At 49.5% G+C, this 15,159-nt stretch carries 17 protein-coding genes; 15 read left to right on the top strand and 2 right to left on the bottom strand.

The window, feature by feature from the left end; translation table 11 throughout:
- Window positions 1-186: 186 nt before the first annotated feature.
- Window positions 187-1,134, top strand: coding sequence for a phosphotransferase (locus tag F4Y39_20890; protein MYC16189.1), 948 nt, complete (start codon window positions 187-189; stop codon window positions 1,132-1,134).
- Window positions 1,135-1,164: 30 nt separating this feature from the next.
- On the opposite strand, the gene F4Y39_20885 is transcribed toward F4Y39_20890, so the two are convergent.
- On the bottom strand, window positions 1,165-2,187 hold the full coding sequence (locus tag F4Y39_20885; protein MYC16188.1) for a phosphotransferase: 1,023 nt from the start codon (window positions 2,185-2,187) through the stop codon (window positions 1,165-1,167).
- Window positions 2,188-2,279: 92 nt separating this feature from the next.
- Here F4Y39_20885 and F4Y39_20880 point away from each other — a divergent pair, with 92 nt between their 5' ends.
- From F4Y39_20880 to F4Y39_20820, 13 genes are all read left to right on the top strand, one after another.
- On the top strand, window positions 2,280-2,693 hold the full coding sequence (locus tag F4Y39_20880; GenBank protein ID MYC16187.1) for a DUF5069 domain-containing protein: 414 nt from the start codon (window positions 2,280-2,282) through the stop codon (window positions 2,691-2,693).
- Window positions 2,694-2,909: 216 nt separating this feature from the next.
- Complete coding sequence (locus F4Y39_20875) at window positions 2,910-3,407, top strand: hypothetical protein (protein MYC16186.1); 498 nt, start codon at window positions 2,910-2,912, stop codon at window positions 3,405-3,407.
- A gap of 42 nt (window positions 3,408-3,449) precedes the next feature.
- Window positions 3,450-4,568, top strand: a complete 1,119-nt coding sequence (locus F4Y39_20870; GenBank protein MYC16185.1) for an exo-alpha-sialidase — start codon at window positions 3,450-3,452, stop codon at window positions 4,566-4,568.
- Window positions 4,569-4,643: 75 nt separating this feature from the next.
- Window positions 4,644-5,786 (top strand): prolyl oligopeptidase family serine peptidase, encoded by a 1,143-nt coding sequence (locus tag F4Y39_20865; protein ID MYC16184.1) that lies wholly within the window; start codon window positions 4,644-4,646, stop codon window positions 5,784-5,786.
- A gap of 130 nt (window positions 5,787-5,916) precedes the next feature.
- Window positions 5,917-6,723 carry an aminoglycoside 3'-phosphotransferase gene (locus F4Y39_20860; protein MYC16183.1) on the top strand — a complete coding sequence of 269 codons (807 nt, stop codon included), beginning with the start codon at window positions 5,917-5,919 and terminating at the stop codon, window positions 6,721-6,723.
- Window positions 6,724-6,744: 21 nt separating this feature from the next.
- A complete protein-coding gene (locus F4Y39_20855; protein ID MYC16182.1) occupies window positions 6,745-7,899 on the top strand; it encodes a hypothetical protein in 1,155 nt (384 codons plus the stop codon).
- A 233-nt stretch (window positions 7,900-8,132) separates the two neighbouring features.
- Window positions 8,133-8,417: a helix-turn-helix transcriptional regulator gene (locus tag F4Y39_20850; protein MYC16181.1), complete on the top strand. Its 285-nt coding sequence runs from the start codon at window positions 8,133-8,135 to the stop codon at window positions 8,415-8,417.
- Complete coding sequence (locus tag F4Y39_20845) at window positions 8,383-8,604, top strand: hypothetical protein (GenBank protein ID MYC16180.1); 222 nt, start codon at window positions 8,383-8,385, stop codon at window positions 8,602-8,604. The genes F4Y39_20850 and F4Y39_20845 overlap by 35 nt, the downstream gene beginning before the upstream one ends.
- Window positions 8,605-9,186: 582 nt before the next feature.
- Window positions 9,187-9,993: a class I SAM-dependent methyltransferase gene (locus tag F4Y39_20840; GenBank protein ID MYC16179.1), complete on the top strand. Its 807-nt coding sequence runs from the start codon at window positions 9,187-9,189 to the stop codon at window positions 9,991-9,993.
- 144 nt (window positions 9,994-10,137) lie between these two features.
- Entirely contained in the window at window positions 10,138-10,542 is a 405-nt protein-coding gene (locus F4Y39_20835) for an HAD-IA family hydrolase (GenBank protein MYC16178.1), read from the top strand.
- Window positions 10,543-10,558: 16 nt separating this feature from the next.
- On the top strand, window positions 10,559-11,044 hold the full coding sequence (locus F4Y39_20830) for a GNAT family N-acetyltransferase (GenBank protein ID MYC16177.1): 486 nt from the start codon (window positions 10,559-10,561) through the stop codon (window positions 11,042-11,044).
- Between the two features lie 92 nt (window positions 11,045-11,136).
- A complete protein-coding gene (locus F4Y39_20825; GenBank protein ID MYC16176.1) occupies window positions 11,137-12,243 on the top strand; it encodes a hypothetical protein in 1,107 nt (368 codons plus the stop codon).
- A 61-nt stretch (window positions 12,244-12,304) separates the two neighbouring features.
- Window positions 12,305-13,543 carry a dipeptidyl aminopeptidase gene (locus F4Y39_20820; GenBank protein ID MYC16175.1) on the top strand — a complete coding sequence of 413 codons (1,239 nt, stop codon included), beginning with the start codon at window positions 12,305-12,307 and terminating at the stop codon, window positions 13,541-13,543.
- Window positions 13,544-13,551: 8 nt separating this feature from the next.
- Here F4Y39_20820 and F4Y39_20815 read toward each other — a convergent pair whose 3' ends face one another.
- Window positions 13,552-14,817: an exo-alpha-sialidase gene (locus F4Y39_20815; protein ID MYC16174.1), complete on the bottom strand. Its 1,266-nt coding sequence runs from the start codon at window positions 14,815-14,817 to the stop codon at window positions 13,552-13,554.
- A gap of 203 nt (window positions 14,818-15,020) precedes the next feature.
- On the opposite strand from F4Y39_20815, the gene F4Y39_20810 reads away from it, so the two are divergent.
- Window positions 15,021-15,159 (top strand): M55 family metallopeptidase (locus tag F4Y39_20810; protein ID MYC16173.1); only part of this gene is annotated, 139 nt, incomplete at its 3' end.

Genomic DNA, 15,159 nt, shown 5'->3' with positions numbered 1-15,159 from the left:
AAGACATTGATAAACTCAGAAAATGAAAAAAGTTGTGACCGCCAGACAAATGGTTGACAGGAGAAGGAAGAACTGAGTCTGGAAGGTGAGATCGTGAGCTTCATTGGACATTAGGGATCTTGGTCTGACTGAACAGGGGTGGTGTTATCCTCCAAAAGAGTCGTGAGCGAAGAAAGGAAGCCCCCTATGGCAACCAAGCGCTACTTACAGCGAATTGCAAAGGCTTACCCTGAAATCGAGCAGTCTGGACGCTGGAAACCAAAGATTCCCAAGGCAAACGAAATCGATGTCGAGCACTACGTACAGCGAATCCGAGAGGCGTTCCCTGAGTTTCAGAATGCTGGTTACAAACGTATCGATGACTTTGGAGATCACCTGATGTTTCTGTTGAATGACCGCTATATCTTTCGATTCGTCATTGGCAATAAAACAGAAGATATTATCAAGCTGCTGCGGGAACAGGCTGTCTTGGAGCGTCTGAAGGGAACGGTTGGCATTCCCGTTCCCAACTACACATACCTTCCCAAAACGCCGGACTTTGCAGGATATGAGATGATACCAGGAATCTGCCTGAGCCCTGCCCACTTTCGGAACCTGTCTGAGGAAAACCGTGCCGATGCAGCGGTGGCTCTGGGTAAGTTTCTGAGCACCGTTCACACCTTTCCAGTCGAGCAAGCGATCGAACTTGGCGTTGAAGAGGGACGACCCCGATCGCCGCGGGGTGTTGAGCGTCGATTCTATCGTCACGCTTCTAACCTTGATCCCGAAGTTCGGCGAGTGTGCAAGCGATGGCTGAACGACATTCAGACGAGGCCAGACTACACGCCGACATTCACGCACAGTGACGTCTGGTATCAACACATCTACCATGATCCCAAAAGCGGCCGGATCACAGGCATCATCGACTGGGGGGACATTCGCCTTATGGATCCTGCTTACGATGTTGCGGGGATGTGGGCTTACGGGGAAGCATTCGTGGACTCGGTATTAGCGAACTATCCACGGACAGATTCCTCGATCAAAAGCCGAGCCCTCTATCATTACAAATCGACGGTTGTCAGCGGGCTTGTATATCCCCGTCAAAGGGGTAGAGATATCAGTAGGCAGTTATTGAGTGATAACTTTGATCTGTGACGAGAAGTAAATCAACTCCCATTAAGGACATCAGGAGGGAAACTGATCAAGAGAGGCCTTAAGAAGGGGACGCAGAAGGGAGCGCCACTGTGACTCTACAGCTTTCGGATCCGCTGCGACATGTAAGATATAGGAAGCAGTGCGAGATGCCATGAAGGTCGGGAGGTACTCGATCCATTCGCGCCTGAGAGGTAGGACCTGGCGATAGCCTCGGAAGACAACCTCACATCGGGCCATAAAGTTCTCGTAGGCAAAAGGACCTGTCAGAGCAACACCGAGATCGTAGGCATAAAAACCGAAGCCACACGCGTCGAAATCGATCGGTAGCGCTTCCCCGCCATAGAACAGGATGTTGCTGAAGCTGAGATCAAAGTGAATCAGACCAAAATGTTCGCAACCAGTACCCAACACCTTTTCGGCTTCTTGACGCCGTTCATAGACGGCTTCCATGTCTCTCAAGACGTGCGCGGGCAGGTATCGAGGTCCTAACTCAGGCAGGGGTCGGACTGAGAACTTTCCCAGTTGGTGAATGGCGTCATAGACAGGGCGTTCGAAATCGTCAGGTGGATCCCACTGCATCGCGTGTTTGTGTAGTGTGGCAACAAGGCGCCCGAGGCTTTCATAATGCCTGGCTGTCCGACGCACCTGAGGCACGATACGTCCTTTGATCCATGAAAGCACTGTGACGGGGTAAGCTTTGGGCACACCGGCGGCTTCCGCCAAAACAACGACTCTGCCGTCTGGGGCGATATAGGGCGTCTGGACTGTACCATCGGCTTCTTTGGACAGCGCCAGGAGCCACGCCAGTTCTGATTCGACCAGACGAACGGTGTGGTTTTTTTCCCGGTGGACGCGAACCAGAAACTCTCCTTCATCTGATCGGAGTCTGAATGTCGTGTTGACCAGATGCTTGATGAGTTCGAGGCGGTGGACGCGAATGTCGAATTGACGCAGTGCGGACTTCGCGAGTTCGCGCAAACGCCGAGCCTGGCCTCTGGGGGTGAGAAAATCGTAATTCCTCAAGTTGGTCTTCGTCTGTTCAGATGTTTGCATACGCTGTCTGCTTGTCGATAGGATTATGTTTGAAGGCTTTTTTATTTAACGAATACGGATGCACTTCGGGCATGAGATAGGAGAAATACCATATGCAAATTTCCAACTTAAGGAGTTCCTACGAAAAAGTAGGAGAGATCGTATTCTTCGGGCGAATGCTGGACAAAATACGGCTTCACGCTCAAGGCAAGCTTCCAAAGGACTACAATCGTGGGTTTGGACTTGATGGTCGATGCCTTCGCTTTCTTCAGATAGACTACGACGCATTAGTTCGAAGGGTTCTTCCTGGTGGAACTGATGAGGAGATACTGGAATGGTGTTTTGAGAATGGAAGACGCCCCAATAATGAAGAAATTCAAATCTGGAATCAATTCATGGAAAAGCGTGGCTGGCGCGACGACTCCACTTCTGAGCTTAAAAAAATGAAAGCGGCGCGTGGATTTTCGGATCGGGATGACATATTGACCTTTTTTGATTTTCATGATGCAGATGAAGAGCGATCATAATATCGAGATAAAACTCACTGAAGAGCACGACAATGACCGCCAGTTGTATATGGACAGAAAAATCTTGAATCCGATAAAAAAAGCACTGTTTTGACTATATACAGAGGTTTAATTTTCAATGAAGAAGATTCTATTTGGAACGGCCAATAAAGAAAAAATTCGTCATGTTAGACATATTTTATCGCCGTTTTCAATTGAAATTATAGACCCTATCCATTGGGACTAAAATTAAATGTCACTGAAGACGGTGATACCCCTGAAAAGAATGCGATCAAAAAGGCAATAGCTTATTATCAAACATCGGGCCTCCCGTCTTTTGCAATCGATTCTGGACTGGAGATCAATGGATTGTCAAATGAGGAGCAACCTAACGTTTTTGTCCGGCGAATTTGTTCCCAAGAGCAAAAGGCCACAGATCAGCAGATTATTGACCATTATGTAAAAAAAATACGTTCTGTTGATGACTCAACTTTTGGCACCTGGCACAATTGTATTGCTCTGGTTCACAGTGAGGCTGCACCCCTTCTTCATAGTTGGCAAATGGAAGTGCTATTTACTTCAAATCAAAGCCAAAAAACTACTCCTGGTGCGCCACTAAATTCGATAATGTGCGATCTCGATAGTAGATGTTATTTTTCAGACATGGCTTATATGGATAGGCCGGATTCCAGGGCTATTATGAGTTTTTTTGATCGCAATCTGGATGAGTGGTAAAATTGTCACACCTGCGTCGGCAATAGCAGCCGTTAGGCGCAAGTGCAGCTTATCTTCAAAAAGAAAAACAACATGACAGATGCAGAACTAGAGAAACAGCGTGATGCCGATATTGCACTCGAACCGGCGACGGTCATTGTCAATCCCTGGATACAGCATGTGCCGCCGACCACACGACAGGGCGTGCCAGGCATCGAACGCACCGCAAAGGGAAGGTTGTGGGTAGTTTACGGGCGGGATGTCGAAAGCCCGCGAAACTACCAGGTCTTGATTCGTAGTGATGACGATGGACACACCTGGTCAGATCCAAAAGTCATGGTACTGCCCTGCAGGGATGTTCGGGCTATGTCCGCTTCCATCTGGACCGACCCCCAGGATCGGATGTGGGTTTTCTGGGGACAGAGTTTTGGTCAACAAGATGGCCGTTACGGCATATGGACTATTGTCACCAGCAATCCAGATGCAGAGAACCCAACATGGTCGAAACCGCGTCGATTGGGTAATGGCATCATGCTGAACAAACCAACGGTACTATCGAATGGCGATTGGCTCTTTACCTCGTCTGTATGGAAGACTGACAACAGCATCAAGGTCTATGCCTCGCGCGATCAGGGCAAGACCTTCGAGCGTCGTGGTACTGCCAATATTGTTAACGCGGAATTGCGGGGGCCTGACGAACCGATGATTGTTGAGCGAAAGGACGGCTCACTCTGGATGCTGGTGCGAGTCCGTGGCATCGGTCAGACAGTTTCTTACGATCTTGGAAAGACCTGGACGCCCGTTGAACGTCTTAAAATACCACATCCTACCACCCGATTTTTTGTGCGTCGTTTGAAATCTGGCGCATTGTTATTGGTCAAACATGGATCCATGATCGAAAAGACGAGACGCGAGAAATTGGTGGCGTTTGTATCCGACGATGAAGGCCTGACGTGGCAGGGCGGACTCATGCTGGATGAACGGGAGAAGGTCACCTATCCCGATGGCGTGCAGGCAGGCGATGGAACAATCTACATCATTTATGATTACAATCGCACGCCAAACGGAGCGGTTTTCATGGCAAAGTTCAGAGAGGCGGACGTTCGCGCTGGCAAGATCGTAACAGAGAATGCCCGACTGCGCGGGGAGGTCGCACGGCTGCCGAATGGTGATAGGCTTTGACATAGAAGAGCCACCGCAATATATTCTGCAAGTCTCTTATTTTTTGAATTGCACATTGGACGCCATAGGAAAAAAATGACCCTTGTACGGAGTGTTTTGTTAGTGCTTCTTTTTACTGTGCCTGTCTTGGCTCAGGATGCCAATGAAAGCAGGGAACAACGACGTGAGAGGAACTTCGTCCGGCATGATATAAATAAGGATGGTCGAATTTCCAAAGAAGAGTTTAGTGGTAATGCGGCGAATTTCGATAGACGGGATTCGAACAAAGACGGTTTTATTTCTCGAGAGGAGTTTGGCTTGAACCCAACACCTCCTGAAACGGAATATACCGAAGAAGAACAGCGCATGATGGCTGGTGACAATGAAAATTCTCCATTGGCTAAGGGCGTAAAACCGGTGTCAATACCATTATCTATTTCACCCGTTCACGAACTACGCACACCTTCTGGCGATGGAGCAACTTCAGAAGCATCTTATCGCGTACCACCAGGCGATGGGCCGTTTCCTGCAATTGTCTTTATGCACGGTGGTCTCGGATACCAGAACCAGGAAAGACGACAGCAAAACCTGACAGGAGGCCCCATTCAAACACGATTTTTAGCGCTGGGCTATGTTACTGTTCAGGCTACGCGTCGGGATTATACCGACAATCCACAGGCTGAAGGGCCAATTCTGGATTTTCTGGCCATTGTGGAAACGGTACGAAAACTCGATCAGGTGGATTCCGAAAGTATTGTCGTAATGGGGGGCAGTGGAGGTGGTAGTATGACGCTGGATCTGATCAGTCGAACCTCTGTGAGCGCGGCAGTCGCTGGAGAACCTGCTTCGATTATTTTTGCAGGGATGTTGACAAAACCCTCAGCTAACCAGGCGGTTCGATATGAGCCAATCAACGATCCTGCGAAGTTTTGGACACCAGATATCATTGCCAAAGTTCAAGACAAAGTAAGCCGTTTTCAAACTCCCCTACTCGTCCTTCACGGAGATGTCCATCCTTTGAAACACGTCAATATGGATTATATTATTCCTGCGATTAGGAAAGGAAGAAAAACGGTCGAAGTGAAAATTTATCCAGGCAAAGACCATGGATTCTACTGGGGCAGACGAGTGGATGAAGTATTTGTTGTAGCTATGATAGAGGATATTCACAGCTTTGCCGTCCCCCTCTTGAAAACAAAGCCCGTTTTAATGGATCAAAAATTCTATTCAAAAAAGTGAAACACATTGGCAGGTTCATCAGTGGAGGCTACGGAAGAACTCGTAGTCTCCTTTATTTTTTATATTGAATACACAAACTGAGACCGCTAATAGATTTCGTTAATCCCAAGGGTTATGTGATGAGAGTAGTCTGGTCGGGAGTTACGCATTGAAAGTCGAAAATCTTCCAACTGCTGTCCAAGCCCATCTCGCGGGTTTTGAGTCAGATGGAGAAAATTTCCGAACAGCATCGTGTGCCGACGTGTTCCGGTACACTCATCCACGCAAACAGAGTTTGTTCCTCAAAGCACGAGATATGCATGCGGCACCACAAGAATCCGATCTTCTGGCCGAGAAAACGGCAATGTCCTGGCTCCAGGGGAAATTGAACGTTCCTCGCGTGGTCTGCTTCCACGAAGAAGGTGATACTCAGTATCTGCTCATGACCCAAATAGCTGGTGTATCTGGCATCCACCAGGATGCCAAAAGTGATGTTCCGCGTCTCGTACGCATGTTCGCTCGTGGTCTTCGCGAAATTCACGCGATAGCGATCGATTCGTGCCCCTTAGATTGGCGCATGGAACGCTATTTTGCTTGGGCGACAGACTTGATTGACTCAGGCGTACTGGACGGTCAGATACCAGATGGTGAAACGAGGAATGTTCTTCGAGATGAGTTGGACAGCATAAGGGCCGACCTGCCACCAGAGGACCTGGTGTTCACCCATGGGGATTATTGCCTACCCAACATTATGATCCACGATGGCCGTTTAAGTGGCTACATTGATTTGGGCTATGCGGGCGTTGGAGATCGATATCTCGATTTTGTCGCAGCTTACTACACCATTCGCAGAAATCTTGGGAATGAGTGGATTCCTCTGTTTTTCCAGGAATATGGGCAGGAATTGGATCAGGCCAAATTGAGCGTATATCAAAGAATCCATGACTTTGTTGACTGAGAACGATATGGTGCGGAATGTATGAAAAACGTCATTAACAATTTAGCCCCGAAACGACTCATGCCCCCTTTAATTTTTTCCTTTTCCCTGTTGATTGCCAATATCAATGTGCTTTACGCTAGCGATATTTATCAATGCGCTACAAGCAAGGATGTTTACGATGCATTGGATACCGTCAAGCCAGGTGATACGATTATGCTTCAGGGCGGCAAAGTGTATGAAATCGATAAGAGTTTTAAGCTGCATGCAAATGGGTCCGATAAAAACAGAATCACCCTTACATCAAAAGACAGCACAGGCCAGGGTCGATATGCTGTAATTTCCACGGTTGGGAAAAAAAAGGAAGTGGATTTGGTAGCAATCAAACTAAGTGGCTCGTTCTGGAACATTTCCCGCATAGAAATAACCGGGAAGAAAGTGTCTCTGGACAAGGGGTATTGGAACACGCATGGTTTTCGTATCGGTTTATATTTATCAGGATCGGGATCACACCATAATGTTATTGAAGATGTGCATATACATCATACACATAACACTGCTGTAGCTATCAGGAATGAAAGTCACCATAACACCTTTAGAAGAATGAAAATTCATCATATTGGAGAATGGCTGAATAAAGATTATAACGCCCATGAAGGAGAAGGCTTTTATATTGGTTCATCAAAAGGGCTTGAAGAAAGAGGGAAAATGGCAAGAGCCCATAATATCATAATTGAGGAAAGCATATTGGGACCGGGATTACTGGGGCAATATATCGATATCAAATACGCGGCCTCATTTGTAACTGTCCGGAATAATATTCTATACTGTTATGAAAAATCCTACAATGAAGAAATAGTCAAACTAGCGGGATTTGCCAACATCATAAAGGATAATAAATTCATCGGATCTAATAAGAACCTGACTCGATATATTCAGATTTTAAATAAAAAAACAGACGATCCAGTAAGGGTGGACTATCTTGATCAGAAAAATATCCCTGCTCCAACAGGGAGGGATAACACTGTTGTGAACAATGTTTTTTACACCAACGATCCAAAGATATTAGTTGTTGAAATTGACGTTGCTCCAATAGATCGTTCATCAGTTATTGTTGAGAAGAATAAAATCGAACCATTTGATGATACGCTATCTGCCAAGGATTCTCTGCAACACTTATTTCCCACCCAAAAATAAGATGACAAAAAACAACACGGACGCTTAACCATGTGTCCGTGCTTCAGTCGCTACGCTCCTTCGTTGAGATCGATATGTAGATTCCAGGAAGGACTTTACCGGCTGAGGTAAACTGAAAATAATGGATGCACAGCAAATCTCGGTCAAGAGGCTAAAGAATTGGGGGTTCAACGCAAGGTATCGAGCTGATTTTCTGGCTCGCTATGACGAACAGAAATTAAAGGAGGAATTCAATGAGGAGTTTTAGGAACCATCTTAAGGAAAAGCTAAAAGACAAGCGTTTCCGGCGAATTTACAAGGAGGAGAAGCAACTGGCAGAGCTATCGCTGAAGATCTATCACCTACGCGAACAGATGGGCCTTTCCCAAAAGGAAGTTGCCAGACGCGCGACGATCACTCAGCAGCAGTTATCGAAGGTGGAGAATGGGATCAATTGTAATATGACGACCTTTTTGAAAGTGTGCCATGCGCTTGACTTAAATATTGAACTGGAGCCGCTCCAAGCAGATCGACTGTGAGCGAAGAAATATAAAAAACGAGGGTGCGTTTGCACGTCTATATGCGCCCACGGCCAGATCCTCACCCAGATGGCCATCGCCTGGCGCCTCCGTCAAGTGGTTAGCCCCAGACAATTTTGACAAGCAGGGTAAGCAACGAGTACGTCTTTCAGATCTCACCCGGCCTATTCTCAAGAAGACTGACTGACCGTGAAGATCAATCGGATTACTCTTGTAAATAGGAAACACCTCCCTATGATCTCGAAATACATTGATAAACTCAGAGAGGGTGAATCTCTCCAGGCCGATGAGGCAGAACAATGTCTGAGTGCAATCCGGGCCTTCAGATTTTGGGATATCTAAACGGGATTACAATGAGATTCCAGGTGGTGATAGTGATGAGAATGCAGAAATCTTCCTATCTCTTTTACAGTACTAGACCCCTGAACCAATTCTGGACATGGTCTGTTTGAGTGCCGGTGCAGCATTCTACTGTTTTGGACGAACAGATTCGATCGAGGAAGGCTTTGATCTGAGCAAGGATCTCTTCACAAAAGGGTTGGTTCAAGAGAAATTTCTTGAATATAAGCGATTGTCCAAGAGGCAGGAATGAAAGTTCACCCTAAATGAAATTTGGAGTTTCATTGGTATCCTTAGCTAATGAGCTATGTTCTACTGCATTTAACAGCACGTTTTGCACCGCTCTAAGGGCGTCTTGGCCCTTCGGCAACCCGCTGCGCTGGTTCGCAAACCGGCGAAACGTTATGCGACATGTAACTGAATTGGATTCATGCTAATGCCAAATCCCTGTGATCAAAAAGCCTTGCTGGCAGAACAATACGAAGATGCCGGAAATCTGGGTGCCAGAATCGCCCTACATGATCGGTTTAGCACGAATAGACATGGATGGCATAGGTGGGTATTTGACCAGCTACGCGTGCCATCACGGTCCAAAATACTCGAACTGGGGTGCGGCTCTGGCTCCCTATGGGCAAAGAACGCTGATCGGATTCCAGGAGATTGGACGATCATTCTGAGTGACCTGTACGCTGGCATGATTAAACAAGCTAAAGCAATCCTGTCTCACAGTAGAATCTCATTTGCGTTTGGTCAGATTGATGCCCAGTTTATCGCCATCGCAGACGAGACAGTCGATGTCGTGATTGCCAACCACATGCTTTACCATGTGCCCGATCGCCCCAAAGCCTATTCCGAGATTTACCGAATCCTGCGACCGAACGGGCAATTATATGCCGCTGCGAATGGAATCACCGCATCGGCGGGTATTCCAGATTTGGTGAAACAAATAAAGCCTGACGCCTATGATGACATACCAGGGTCAACTTCGTCGTTCGGGCTGAAAACTGGTGCCAGTGAGCTGTCTATTTGGTTCGCTGACATTGAAGTCCTCAATTACAAGGACTCACTTCTGATCACGGAAGTTGAACCATTGGTTGATTATGTTAAATCGACTCAACGCCTTAATGAGGCGGAACTAGGCGAGTTCCGCGTATTAGTGCAAGCAGAGATTTCTCGCAATTCGGAGATTTGTATACCAAAGAATGCAGGCCTGTTCAAGGCAAGCAAGGTACTGTAGGACTGTATAATCGCTCGACAAACCCATTGCACGATCGCATAACATGTCCGTGCCCAGCCAGCTACGGGCTTGCGTCCTTAGCGCAACCACACCGAGGTTCGGGCACGGCGAAACCATTAGACGACATGGCGAGTAAAAATTTATATGAACGCACCCGACGCGATGTCAATTAGATACCAGAGTACCCTTGAGGGAATCCGTCCCGACAATCGCGCAATCGCACTCGTCACATCGCTGGCGGAGAAGATGGATGTAGTCATCCTTTCAGATCATGCAAGAGAATGGGGTGATTTCGTCAGACAAAATCACCCTTTTTTGAAAGTCTTTGAGCGGCAGTTTTATTCATATGAGACTGGATTCACCAAGAGCGATCCACGGGCGTTCACACATGTGCTGCGAACCATGCGTGTTGCTGCAGAGGAATCCCTGTTCATCGACGACAGGTTGCCAAACGTCGAAACTGCTATTTCCGTTGGGCTGAAAACCCATCACTATACAACCGTAGAGACGCTCGAATCCCATCTGGTCTCCAGAGGGATCTTGAGTTGACAGAACAGGGAAGTCAATGGGTCGCAATCGACAAAAACCTGAGTTGATCTTTGAGTCGCTCGACCATTCACGTTTACTGGTAATCAAGAACTGGTTCAGCGATCCAGATACCAAAAGATGGGCTGAGGAGCCTTCCGACAGGTTGGTGAGTTACATCAACTCTGAGCCACAATACTATGCGTGGGTCGCAGTGCAAGAGAGCGAGACAGTTGGTCTTATCCTTTGCGAAATCGAGAAAGAAGTAGGGAGTGTGTACCTCGTTGTGAATCCAGGATCGCGGAGACGCGGGTATGGTCGGCGCATTCTCCATCTGCTTAAGCAGCGTCCGGAAATCGCCGGGGCTTCCGCGCTGATCGCAGAAATCGATCCAAAGAACGTGGCAAGTCTGGCCTGCTTCAGATCAGCAGGGTTTTCTGAAGAATCTGAAATACCGAGTGAGGAAGGACTTGTGTGCCTTACCTGCCGACTGGGACAGGAATCTTGTAAAACAAGCAGAGAATAATCTTGCGCTTGTGTGTTTACACGATGGTCAAGGGCGCATCCGAATAAGACTTTCTGTTGAACCAGAAGGCACGGCCAGATTAGAATTTCTTGATGAAAGCGGCGAGACCGTTGCTCATTTTCCACAAAACTGATAGTAGCAAAGTATTTGGAGGAAAGTCCATGCACCTTCTTGTATTCGAGATGGATTTCCATCGACAGCTAAAGTACACCGACGAAGGCTGTGCGTTCCTTGAGACGCATGGCGAAGTCGAAATCATCCGCCAGGCTGATCAACAGGACGAGGCAGCATTCACGCGATTCCTCGAGCGTGTTCCCGTTGCGGATGGCATTGTGATAGGCCCCTGGCACCGTCCTGCAACCATCCCTCAAGACTGGCAATCTGCCGAGCGGATGAAGGTCTTAGCCGGAACGTTTGACAATCGCTTCAATGGTTGGGTTGACCTGCAGGAGTTGGCAGACCGCGACATTCCGCTTATTGATACTTCGCGCAGCATGACACCATCGGTTGCCGAATTTGCGCTCGCTATGACACTCAATCTCATCCGCGATATCCCCGAATCGCTCTACCTCGCACGCCAGGGCAAATGGAAGTCTTACGCGTGGGACAAGCCAGGCTTTGTCCATGGCGACCTGACAGGCAGGCGTGTGGGACTCGCCGGATTCGGCAGCATCAACCGGCGTTACGCCGAACTGATTGCCCCATTCAGGTGCACCACGAGAAGCTACGATCCCTATGTCGCAGATGCCACACTTGCAGCACACGGTGTCGAGCGTGCCCCGTCACTTGTGGAACTGGCTGCGTCCAGCGAAGTCTTTGTCGTCGGCCTACCTCCCACGCCAACAACCCAGCAGATTATCAGCAGAGAAGTCATCAACGCCTTGCCACGGGGTGCTCTGTTTGTCCTTGTCACGCGCATGGCAGTGGTTGAGCAAGATCCGCTGTGGAAACGCATTGAGGCCGGGGAGATTGCTGCGGCGATTGACGTGTTCGCACCGGAACCTCCCCCGCCAGAAGCCTGGTTTCGTCGGCATCCCAACGTGCTGGCAACCCCCCACATCGCAGGGGGCACGGATTTCTGCCACCGACGTTGTTTCACCGATGCGTGCAAGGATGCGGTTGCTGTAATAAAGGGTAATGAGCCACGCTTCCGTGCGACCCTGTGGGACGATGCCTGCTATCAGGGAAAACTCGACTAATCTCGGAAGTCCTTTAAGAAATAAGGCGATTAAAGGCGGAGAACCTGAGAAATACAATACGATGAGAATAATTAAATGGACAGTTATTTTCACAGCAATGCTGAGGACTTTGAGCGTGCAAGCTGATTACCGCACTGAGGAATCGAGAATACGCGCACTGGCAGAACTGACAAATGCGCCGGTTGTCCGCAATGAAAATGAGCAAATCGTCAGTATTGGTGCTGGTGAGTTGAAAACGATCTACTTTGATGCGCTTATGTACGCGGGAAAACCAACCCGCGTCTATGCATGGATCGGTATCCCTGAGGAGGCATCGTCGAGCCACAAAGTCCCGGGGATCGTGTTAACCCATGGCGGTGGCGGAACCGCCTTTAAGGAGTGGGTTGAAAAGTGGAATGCCCGCGGATACGCGGCAATCAGTATCGCAGTGGAAGGACAGACAGATGAACGGGAGCCTGGGAAACCCGGCGACACCAGGCGCAACAGGTGGAAAAAACATCCCTGGTCAGGACCAGTTCGCACAGGTATTTACGGTGACTCCGACAAACCGATTGAAGAACAGTGGATGTATCACGCCGTTGCCCATGCAATCCTGGCGAACTCACTACTTCGTTCCCTGTCGCAGGTAGATAGTACGAGAGTCGGCCTGATGGGTATCTCCTGGGGAGGTATTATTGCAAGCACGGTTATCGGTATCGACGACCGCTTTGCTTTTGCCATTCCCACGTACGGATGCGGGAACCTATCCCAGGCGGTCAATCAATACGGCAGGGCGCTTGGAAATAATGACCTTTACAAGGAGGTCTGGGATCCTGTGCTGCGCTTAAAGAATGTGGAAATCCCAACCCTCTGGCTCTCCTGGCCGGGAGACCAGCACTTTCCATTGGACAAGCAGGCCTCCTGCTATCGCACTGTATCCGGGCCCTACATGGTATGTCTGATCCCCGGCATGAAACACGGACACCAAGCCGGTATGAAACCTCCGGATAGCTATGCCTTCGCAGACAGCGTTGTCAAAGAGGGCAAACCCTGGGCCGAGCAAATTTCGTCCGGGACTGAGAGCGGACAGTTCACAGTGATTTTTGGATCATCAAGGCCCTTGGATGAGGCCTTTCTGATATCAACGACTGATACCGGAATCACCGGCAAAAGGAAGTGGATCGAATCACCTGCAAAGCTGAGGAAGAGGGCCGAGCATTGGGTAGTAACCGCCACGCAGCCAGAAGGAACAACCGCCTGCTTTATTAACATAAAGTCGGGTGATCTAACCCTCACCTCCGACTATACAGAAATAGAATAAACGACATTTCAGCGGTAAAACTCCGCCAGTGGATAAATGCGCAACACCATCTCGCGTGGCTTTCTCGTCTTCCCTTTCCGTTCCCCCAGTGTCACCGCTTCACCGGCATCCTCATCCACTTCCACCCAGCTCCGGTGGTATGTCAGGTACACCTCATCACCCGCAAACCACACATTGGGATAGTCGAAGGTAGCGAAACCCTCCGGCAACGTACCCACTTCGGGTAGCCCGATCACCGGCGTAATCGGCTCCTGCGGCACCACCCGCTCCACGTCCTCCATCCCCTCGCTCACCTCGATTGTCTTGAACCGCTCCCAGCTCGCGCCACTATCCCTGGAAATCGCCACCGACAGTCTCCCCCGCCGATAGCCCCGTTTGATCTCATCCCGCGACACCTGGTTCCACACACACAGCAAGTCGCCCGTGCTCGGAATCTGCCGCAGCCTCGGCGGCGAGTACGAACTCGCCAGATCGCTCGGCAAAATCGGCGTCCAGGTCTCTCCGCCGTCTTCGATGATACTCTGCACCAGCCGCCCCACCGTAGATCGCGCCAGCAGCATCACTCGCCCATCCGCGCATTCCGCCACACTCGGTTCATCCACCGCCGTGATTCCTCCGCGCCCGTTGGGAATGCCCTCCGCGTCGAACCAGCCCATCAACTGCCCCTGGCACTGCTGCCACGTCTGTCCCTCGTCGTCCGAATAACTCACCGCGGCAATATCCACCTCCGGATAGTGATAATGTCCGCTCACCTGCAACCGCAGCCCCTTCCAGATCCCGTAACTGCTCACCCGCTCGTATTCCAAACCAGGGTGCCGTCTGTTGCTGTGACAGATCCGGCTGGGCATCAGCAACCGCCCGCTCGACAGCTGAATCATCACATCGTGGTACGGCCCGCCCAGCAGATTCATCGGCCACGCGCCCACCCAGGTCTGGCCATCGTCTTCAGACAATGAAAAATAAAAGGGATTCCAGTTGAACATCTCCGTCCCCAGTCCTGCCTCTTCCTTGCCCCGGTGCGCCAGTGCCAGCTTGCCCGACTGCAGCTTTATACACGACAGGTTGGACGAACTTCCCATCGCCTCGCAGTTCAACGGCCGCGACTCGCCCCAGGTCTGGCCGCCATCTGTCGAGATATGGCAACGACTCCCCACAACCATCATCAGGGAGCCGTCGTCTAAGACCACCATCCCATTGCCTGTACCAGTACCGATGCCGGTCTGCTCCACCACCCCTTCCGGTGCTGGCTTGCGAAACTCTGGTTTAGCCGTCATCCGTCCGATCCTCCCTCAAAAAAATTGATCCAGGTAGCAAAATATCTTTCAAGGGCAAGATAGAAAGTGACCATGCCGAAGTCAAACCAATTGGGCGAAGCATCTTTCGGAAGAGGGGCGGACGCATCTCTGCTTGCAGGAGCGCCCCACAATCATGTATTTTGGCAACGTAAAACATCGTCAATTTCATCAGGAGACTTTCCATGAGAATTCTTATCTTATGCGATCTGGAAGGCACTGCTGGCGTCGTAGATTTCAAAACTCAGACTTACGACGGAGGGCGCGATAACGAACAGGCCAAATATCTGGCCACTCTGGAGATCAACGCCCTCATAGACGGTG

It is taken from the genome of Gemmatimonadota bacterium (assembly GCA_009838845.1).
In the GTDB taxonomy this organism is placed as follows: domain Bacteria; phylum Latescibacterota; class UBA2968; order UBA2968; family UBA2968; genus VXRD01.
The sequence above is the reverse complement of the archived record's forward strand: the minus strand, read 5'-3'. Positions and strand labels throughout refer to the sequence as shown.